At 34.0% G+C, this 424-nt stretch carries 1 pseudogene; it reads right to left on the reverse strand.

The annotated features are described in order from the left end of the window. Positions 1-127: 127 nt before the first annotated feature. A pseudogene (locus VK90_RS27160) lies at positions 128-424 on the reverse strand (IS4 family transposase); the annotation flags it as partial.

Here is a 424-nt window from a genome sequence, read left to right on the forward strand (position 1 = left end):
CACACCCATCAACTTAAGGGATATATTTATACAAAATGCGGTCTTTTCACGTAGTATTTTATTATCGTTTATAGATGTTATAAAAGTAGGCATATCAAATAAACCCTGACGGGTTTGAATTTTTTTACTATGCTACCTGATGAGTAGAAGTGGTATACTCATAGACAACACCCAAAATATCAAAGACTGTCTTTTTCTCGTATCGATGAGATTTTCGTCCGTTGTGCTGTAGGAGGTTAAACAGACGAAGGAGAACCTTTGATAGCTCTTGGGTGTTTTTGTGTAATGCTTGGTGAAAAAGTGAAAAATAATCTTTAATTATGTACATCGCTTTATATTCACTTAGCTCTTTCTGTTTCTTACGTAACAGGAGTTCTCTCATCTTAAACATTGTAGAAGAACATAATAGGATACTAATGAGTTG

Source organism: Bacillus sp. LK2 (assembly GCF_001043575.1).
GTDB lineage: Bacteria > Bacillota > Bacilli > Bacillales > Bacillaceae_G > Bacillus_A > Bacillus_A paramycoides.